We start from the raw sequence: 369 nt of genomic DNA on the forward strand, positions 1-369 counted from the left end.
CGCTGATCGCCCGGGCGAGGCTCGCGATCTCCTCGTCCGGGTAGTCGGCGGCTGCCGGCAGGACGTCGTCCTCCGGGCGCAACCGCGCTACCCGGCGCGCGAGATTGGTGACCTGGCGCACCAAGAACCCAGCCACCCCGTAGCCCAACAGGGCAGCGATGACCGACATGGTGAGCACCGCCAGTACCATCAAGTGGCTGAATTCCCGCACCCGCGCCTCGTGCAGCGTCGCGTCGTACACCAGGTACAGGGTGGCTTCTCCCAAAGGCTTGACCGCGATGTGCAGCACGCGCCCGGCGCGCTCGATTTCCACGGTCCCCGGGGGCATGTCGCGGACAAAAGCCGGCACGAGGGCGCGTTCGGCGGGGG

The 369-nt window shown here is 69.6% G+C and carries 1 pseudogene; it reads right to left on the reverse strand.

The features are described 5' to 3' along the window. A pseudogene (locus ACTFO6_RS17995) lies at window positions 1-349 on the reverse strand (hypothetical protein); the annotation flags it as partial. Window positions 350-369 lie beyond the last annotated feature (20 nt).

This window comes from Pelomicrobium sp. G1 (genome assembly GCF_051905455.1).
Lineage (GTDB): Bacteria > Pseudomonadota > Gammaproteobacteria > Burkholderiales > UBA6910 > Pelomicrobium.